This window comes from Listeria rocourtiae FSL F6-920, from assembly GCF_000525975.1.
GTDB classification, from domain to species: Bacteria; Bacillota; Bacilli; order Lactobacillales; family Listeriaceae; genus Listeria_A; species Listeria_A rocourtiae.
This window is the reverse complement of the sequence record NZ_AODK01000062.1, coordinates 1-6823: the sequence shown is the minus strand read 5'-3', so window position 1 is coordinate 6823 and position 6823 is coordinate 1. Positions and strand designations below refer to the sequence as shown.

At 38.8% G+C, this 6823-nt stretch carries 6 protein-coding genes and 4 tRNA genes; 5 read left to right on the top strand and 5 right to left on the bottom strand.

The window, feature by feature from the left end:
• Window positions 1–29: 29 nt before the first annotated feature.
• The 4 genes from PROCOU_RS15195 to PROCOU_RS15180 all read left to right on the top strand — a co-directional run bounded on the left by PROCOU_RS15195 (window position 30) and on the right by PROCOU_RS15180 (window position 455).
• Window positions 30–105: transfer RNA gene (locus PROCOU_RS15195), tRNA-Val, on the top strand.
• Window positions 106–211: 106 nt separating this feature from the next.
• A tRNA-Tyr gene (locus PROCOU_RS15190) sits at window positions 212–295 on the top strand.
• Between the two features lie 6 nt (window positions 296–301).
• Window positions 302–376: transfer RNA gene (locus PROCOU_RS15185), tRNA-Gln, on the top strand.
• A 6-nt stretch (window positions 377–382) separates the two neighbouring features.
• Window positions 383–455: transfer RNA gene (locus PROCOU_RS15180), tRNA-Lys, on the top strand.
• A 378-nt stretch (window positions 456–833) separates the two neighbouring features.
• On the opposite strand, the gene PROCOU_RS15175 is transcribed toward PROCOU_RS15180, so the two are convergent.
• Together PROCOU_RS15175 and PROCOU_RS15170 are read right to left on the bottom strand one after the other, a co-directional pair.
• Window positions 834–1937, bottom strand: coding sequence for a DUF1648 domain-containing protein (locus tag PROCOU_RS15175; protein WP_036074032.1), 1104 nt, complete (start codon window positions 1935–1937; stop codon window positions 834–836).
• Window positions 1937–2329 (bottom strand): GntR family transcriptional regulator, encoded by a 393-nt coding sequence (locus PROCOU_RS15170; RefSeq protein WP_036074030.1) that lies wholly within the window; start codon window positions 2327–2329, stop codon window positions 1937–1939. The genes PROCOU_RS15175 and PROCOU_RS15170 overlap by 1 nt, the downstream gene beginning before the upstream one ends.
• Window positions 2330–2514: 185 nt before the next feature.
• Here PROCOU_RS15170 and PROCOU_RS15165 point away from each other — a divergent pair, with 185 nt between their 5' ends.
• Window positions 2515–3639 (top strand): AI-2E family transporter, encoded by a 1125-nt coding sequence (locus PROCOU_RS15165; RefSeq protein WP_036074028.1) that lies wholly within the window; start codon window positions 2515–2517, stop codon window positions 3637–3639.
• 58 nt (window positions 3640–3697) lie between these two features.
• Here PROCOU_RS15165 and PROCOU_RS15160 read toward each other — a convergent pair whose 3' ends face one another.
• The 3 genes from PROCOU_RS15160 to PROCOU_RS15150 are packed head-to-tail and all read right to left on the bottom strand — an operon-like array spanning window position 3698 to window position 6334.
• Entirely contained in the window at window positions 3698–4588 is an 891-nt protein-coding gene (locus tag PROCOU_RS15160) for a sensor histidine kinase (RefSeq protein ID WP_077913485.1), read from the bottom strand.
• A gap of 31 nt (window positions 4589–4619) precedes the next feature.
• Complete coding sequence (locus PROCOU_RS15155; RefSeq protein ID WP_036074017.1) at window positions 4620–5417, bottom strand: ABC transporter permease; 798 nt, start codon at window positions 5415–5417, stop codon at window positions 4620–4622.
• The gene (locus tag PROCOU_RS15150) at window positions 5414–6334 is read right to left on the bottom strand and encodes an ABC transporter ATP-binding protein (protein WP_036074034.1); all 921 of its coding nucleotides are present in this window, start codon (window positions 6332–6334) and stop codon (window positions 5414–5416) included. Before PROCOU_RS15150 ends, PROCOU_RS15155 begins: the two co-directional genes overlap by 4 nt.
• Between the last annotated feature and the right edge of the window lie 489 nt (window positions 6335–6823).

The following is a 6823-nucleotide window of genomic DNA, read 5'->3' as shown; positions in this document are numbered from 1 at the left end:
ATGTTATATTATAAGATAGTATTAGTGATGGGGGCTTAGCTCAGCTGGGAGAGCATCTGCCTTACAAGCAGAGGGTCAGCGGTTCGATCCCGTTAGCCCCCACCATTTATCTGTAATTTTCATACTAAAAGAACAGTGCTCTAGAAATAAATTTAGCCAGACTTTTCGTTTTTATTTCTACAATTAGCATTATCGATTGCGTTTTTATTATGGAGGGGTAGCGAAGTGGCTAAACGCGGCGGACTGTAAATCCGCTCCTTCGGGTTCGGCAGTTCGAATCTGCCCCCCTCCACCATATTATTGGGCTATAGCCAAGCGGTAAGGCAACGGATTTTGATTCCGTCATGCGCCGGTTCGAATCCAGCTAGCCCAGCCATTTTTAGAGCCGTTAGCTCAGTTGGTAGAGCATCTGACTTTTAATCAGAGGGTCGATGGTTCGAGCCCATCACGGCTCATTACAAAAATAGAATGTTACATCCGTTGGTTTAAAAATCAGTGTGTGTATAACATTCTATTTTTATGTATAGAAATCTGCTTAACTCAAATAAATCTATTAGCAAAAAGCGTGATGATTAACTCTGCACCTATCTAATATAATATGCATTATTTTCTTCTGTTAGGAGTAGAGTTAGCAAGCTCGAGTAAACTGAAATTCAAGAAAGTTTTATGATAGCTCGCCTCCTTTTCGGCTACAGAGTCGTGTTGCTTGCTTTATTAAAAGAATATTCAGAAATATAAGGACTGATAGTAAAAGTCAGAATAGGGAACTAGTCATTAGATTTCCTATTCTGACTTCTCTACTTCAGAACCGTTTTATCTCGACCTCTTCGAACTTAGCTAAAGAGGATGCTAATTACTATAATGATAGCTATAATTGCAACGACAGATATCCACGCGATTGGTCTAGCCATATTGATTGTCCAACCAACACCAAATCTCTTTTCAATAAAAATGGCTGGATCTCTGCGGTTGAAATAAAATACGCCGAACTTCCAGTTCTCGTCATCACTGCGAACCGGTCTAGATTGATTTTCTTGTGGATTTTCATCTAGTTTTATTCTACTGCCACCTTGGCCAACACACAGCATCAGAAAAATTAAGCCGGCGAATATAATGATGATTACAGCAATTGTCATGGTAGCAATAATTGTTGGCGAAATAGGAAAGATAAACGATAGTTGAATAACCATAAATAGTGTAATCAGTAGTATACACATACATAAGTTGAATTTACTATAGATTAGCCTAAAAAGAACACTTCTTTTCATTGAATCTGTTGGATTGTCGTTATCAATCACTTGTTTACTGCGTGACATCATATAGTTGATAAACATAAACAGTCCCAACATAAGCATTTGCATCACTGGTATCATCATGACAGTCCGATAACTCTTAGTTGCGACTCTTGTTACTTCATTAGCAAAATTATAATGCATCGGAATTTGGCTTGGGATTTGATTGTAATAAATAATTGTTAGCCCTATGGTAATAAAAATTAACACTAAAGGAATTAAGTACCACACATATGAAATCGTTCGTTTTTGGCGATGGAATGTTGTTTCTACCATAACTATTTCCATTCTCTCTCCGCTCATTTGCAAATTCTCACGCTTCCAAGCAAGGGACGCTTTATAAAATCGAATGTATATGAGGAACGAGACGATAAGGATGACAAAAATCGAAATGATAAAGATAGTAGCCTGCCAACTCTCATTTGGCGTTACAGCTAAGCATAGCGTTGCCACAGCCGTTATTGTAATTCCTACTACTACATTCCACTGCAAGAACTGACGTTTCATTCTACGTAAGTCTGGAGAATTCGCAGCTTTTTCACCTACCATTACGCCAAAGCTCTCCCCGCGGCGAATAACATAGGGCGTCACAGCTTGTAATACAACAATCACAAGCATCATTGCGATAAAAATTAGCGTCTCCATTATTGCTCCTCCTCAGGTTTAATCTCATCATAGATAGTAGCACAAATCTTCTCCCACTCCACTTTGGAAACAGACCGAGAAATAGATTCTGCAATGAGCGGCCTCACTTTTCTTCTCAACTTTTCATAAAAGGCTTCCGTTGCTTTTTCAACGCCATCCGGGTGGATAACTACTCCCTTTTGACGGTGAATCAAAATATAGCCTTCCTGTTTTAGTAATTGGTATGCTTTATTCACAGTATGAAAATTGATACCAATATCACTCGCTAAACTACGCACAGACGGCAAATCATCACCAGGTTTCAGCTCTTTTTTCGCGATACCTTCAATAATTTGGTGCATAATTTGTGTATAAATGGGCTCCTCGGCTTGCAAATCTATTTGAAGTAACATCCATGCACCTTCTCTCTACAACTGTTATATATATTGTATAACAACCGCTCGGAATATGTCAAGTTATAGATTTGAGTGGTTTTTTCCCAGCGATAATGTTACTATTATTGATAGTATACATATGGAAATCGCTGGACTTGTTAAGATTACTTTCTTGCAAATCCAGTTTAGAAAGGGGACCTATCATGAAAATATCACGCTTCAAAGAGTCCAAATTATTTTTCTGGACGTTAGAAATTCTTGCATTAGTTGTTATCTTATTCGTACTTAATAAAATGAGTTTTATCTTCGCACCTATTGGAGTCATCGTTTCGACGCTATTTCTTCCAATTCTGATTGCTGGTTTTTTATTTTATCTATTTAACCCAATCGTTTTATTCCTGGAAAAAAGAAAGGTTCCTCGCTTAGTTAGTGTTTTAAGTATTTTTGTCGCCTTTATCACGATTTTAGTACTTGCAGTCGTGCAGCTCGGACCAATTTTAGCAGATCAAGTTGCTTCACTTGTAAAAGCTGCTCCGCAATATTGGGAACAATTCCAACATTGGTGGGATAATTTAGTGAAGGATAGCAATATCAAAAATGTCGATATTAAAGCGGAGATGGAGAAGCTAAATATTTCGATTCCAAAGCTTTTAAATACTGTTGTTGGTAGTTTAAGTGGTAGCTTGGGCTTGATTTTTGGCTTTATCTCCAGCTTTGTTATGATTCTTGTGACTGTTCCATTTATCTTATTCTACATGTTTAAAGACGGTCATAAGTTCCTTAATTCTAGTGAGAAATTCTTCCCACAAGGCATTCGTACGGAGGCACGTGAAATTATTCAAGCAATGAATAAGACCATCTCAACATATATTTCTAGCCAAGCAATTGATTGTATGTTTGTTGGTATTTTTACGATGATTGGTTATTTCATTATCGGCGAACCATACGCTCTTTTATTTGGCCTAATCGCTGGTGTGACGAATATTATTCCTTACTTGGGACCATTTATTGGGGCAGCTCCAGCTGTCATTGTTGCCCTATTTGATTCACCTTTACAAGCCGTTCTAGTTATCGTTGTCGTAACTATCGTACAGCAAATCGATTCAAACTTGCTATCGCCTTACATCATGGGTAAATCATTAGCCATTCACCCACTAACAATTATTATCATCCTGATTGTAGCCGGGAATTTAGCAGGAATTCTAGGTATGATTCTAGGCGTGCCAACATACGCTCTCGCTAAAACATTGATTGTCAACATAGTACGACTGATAAAATTACGACGCGAAGGAATGGAAGCTGAGAATAGCGAAAACACCGTCGTTTAAAAATCATCAAAAAGCGCTGAAATTAGAGTTCTTAAAACTCATGATTTCAGCGCTTTTATTATTTAAAAATAACTGTAAACATTAATATCTCATCTCTCCACTTAACTGTAAAACTGGCTCCTAATCTTTTTGTTAATAGATCGATAATCGCCAAACCTAGCCCTGTATTATTGCCACTGCGAACTCGGTCAGCAGTATAAAATCGTTCAATCAAACGTGGCACATCTGCTTCTGTCAATTGACTCGCCCGATTCGAAAAAGCCAAAACAGCCTTGCCATTTTGTTTTGTGAGCGCTATACTCATTGGGCCATCTCCATGCTTCAACATATTCGAAATAAAGTTATCTACCATACGTTGCAGTGCTTTACGATCTGCATTCACCTCAATGCCGGCCGCAATCAAAAGCTCCGGTGTAATACCTTTTCTTGAAAAATCTTCATAATATGAGGCCACGCTTTCTGTAATAAAATCAGATAAGTTCATGGATTCTAGACGTAACTTCCCTTCCTCATTCGATAGTTTCGACAACACAAAGAAATTCTCGACAAGCTCGGTCAGTGTTTGGATTTTATTTTTAATGATGAGGCTATATTTTTCGCGTTCTTCAGACGTTAATGTATCGCGTTCCATTAATTGTAAGTACCCGGACAAGGAAGTTAATGGCGTTCTTAAATCATGGGAAACATTTTCGATGGTCTCGCGTAATTCCTTGTTTAAACTCTGAAATTGGCGCTCCGTTTTCGACTTTGCTTCTAACAATTCATTGACGTGAAGGAGCAGTTGCCTGATTTCTGGTGAGGCTACATCCATTGTCAATTGTTCATTTGAATCACGCCTTGTTGCAATATCCTTTATTTTTGTAGACGTTGTTCGTAGTTGTTTTTTGATTAAAATAATCCAGCCTAACAACATGACAATTATTGCTCCTAGAAGATAAACCATGCTCATCCGCTCCCTTCCTCGTCTCTATTCTATCATATTACTTGATTTCCTTAAATCGGAATAATAACCAGCCTAATATTGTAAAAATCACCATGTATGCTAATCCTGTTAAAATATTCGTCATGATTACGTGCTGGCTCAATGCAGAAAGGTCAGACATGACGCTAATTTTGCTGAATAGAAACATATCTTTAATAACCGTCCATTTTGGTAAGAAGACATTCACAAGGTTTTTAATAATCGGCTCGATGAATAAAAATGTCAAAATATACGTCACTATTGCGATGCTTTCTTTCGGAATTAGGATGAAGATAAAAAATCCAATCGTGATAAGCGCTAAGTATAAAGGTAGTTGTGCTAACATTCCAAGTAAAATAGTCACAAAATCAACATGACCAACAAAAAGTTGCGCTGATATCGCGATGGATGCCGTATATACGACTAGCATCAAAGCACCGACTGCCCATCCTGTGACAAGCTTTGAGAAGTAAAAGGTGGAGCGTGAAACACCTGATACGAGAACATTTTTTGCCACGCCTGCTGAAAATTCAATACTCCATAGGTTGGAGAATATCGAGATAAATGCCATAGCTAGTACGATACTAAAAGATAGCATCAATTGACTCATCTCTGTCCCGGTTAATGTTTGGCTAAGCAATGCTTTATCAGCTGGTGTGAGCGTTTCACCGCTTTGTGATAAGGATATCCAATCTACATTTAGTGCTAAATATATCAAACCAGCTACCATCACCGCAATAACCATTAGCGTGACTAAAGGCATCCATATTTTCCCTTTCGTTAAACGATAGCTATCTGCTCGAATCAATCCAATCATTGATTTTCCCCTCCAATTAAATCTATAAAGTAATCTTCCAAATTCGCCTCAACGACACGCAACTCTGTAATAATAACTCCTGCATCAAACATAACTTGGCTGATTTTTTCCGGCTGATCGATGTATTCAAAAATACGGATACTGCCGTCACTATGCACCTCGTATTGATGCAGTTCCAATAAGCTCTCAAGATGCATCGTCGCAGCTTCTTTATTCACCGTTTTTAGTACCAAGTAACGCCTGCTTTCGGACTCTAAATCTTCTTTTGACAGCTCTTTTACGAGACGTCCGTTGTTGATAATTCCATAGCGATTTGCGACTAGTGCTAATTCCGTCAAAATATGACTTGAGATAAAAACTGTCGTGCCGTAAGTTTCATTTAATTTTAGAATGATGTTTCGAATCTCAATAATGCCCATCGGATCAAGCCCATTAATCGGCTCGTCCAAAATTAAAAAGTCTGGATGATGTAAGATAGCAAGCGCGATGCCCAGACGTTGCTTCATTCCCATCGAAAAATTGCGATACTTTTTGCGACCAGTATTCTCCAAGCCCACAAACTCAAGAACCTCATCGATACGTTTCTTATCGGGAATTCCTTTTTGGAGAATATAGTAATTTAGATTTTGATAGGCGGTTAAATTAGGATATAAGGAAGGCCCCTCGATAACCGCACCAATTCTCGTACGAGCTTGATGCATATCTTTCGGATGACTTGAGCCAAAAAGCGCTATATCCCCACCATCCGTATGCATTAAATCCGTTACCAAACGAATAAAAGTCGTTTTACCAGCACCATTTTTACCAATAAAGCCATAAATATCTCCTTTTTGAACCGTCATATTTACATGATTCACCGCATAATTATTTCCGAATTTTTTCGAAAGCGCAGCGGTCTCTAAAACTGTTTCCCTCATAATCACCCAATCCCTTCTTTCTTTTCGATAGGTTAACTATAACAGGGATGTCTCAAGGATGTATGAAGGAGGGCTTAAGAAAGTATAAAGAACCTTGAAAAGCTGAAACGGCCCGTTCAGCTCCGACAAAAGCTGGAGCGGCCGCAGTAAAAAGCCGCTCTTGCTTTTTATGGAGGGTGTGAAGTTTTCGAGGAGTTGGCCGTTAAAGCTGGATCCGGAGGCGCTTCACGTGATGCCGTACATGGATTACATGCTCACTTCGTTCTCATGCATATTGAGGCTCTAATTCAGCATACTACGCTTCTTAAGAGCCACAACAAAGCTGAAGAAGCCCGTTAGGCCCCAAAAAATTTGTTAGGGGGCGTAGTAAAAGTCCTCTTTTGACTTTTATGGAGGCCACGAAAATTTCGAGGGCCTGGCTTCTGAAGCTGGATCCGGAGGCGCTTCACGTGATACAGTACATGGATTACATGCTCACTTCGTTCTCAT

Bases quoted from the DNA above. Each gene is read 5' to 3' on its own strand.
- PROCOU_RS15165 (WP_036074028.1), top strand. From the start codon at position 2,515: ATGAAAATATCACGCTTCAAAGAGTCCAAATTATTTTTCTGGACGTTA.
- PROCOU_RS15160 (WP_077913485.1), bottom strand. From the start codon at position 4,588: ATGAGCATGGTTTATCTTCTAGGAGCAATAATTGTCATGTTGTTAGGC.
- PROCOU_RS15150 (WP_036074034.1), bottom strand. From the start codon at position 6,334: ATGAGGGAAACAGTTTTAGAGACCGCTGCGCTTTCGAAAAAATTCGGA.
- PROCOU_RS15170 (WP_036074030.1), bottom strand. From the start codon at position 2,329: ATGTTACTTCAAATAGATTTGCAAGCCGAGGAGCCCATTTATACACAA.
- PROCOU_RS15155 (WP_036074017.1), bottom strand. From the start codon at position 5,417: ATGATTGGATTGATTCGAGCAGATAGCTATCGTTTAACGAAAGGGAAA.
- PROCOU_RS15175 (WP_036074032.1), bottom strand. From the start codon at position 1,937: ATGGAGACGCTAATTTTTATCGCAATGATGCTTGTGATTGTTGTATTA.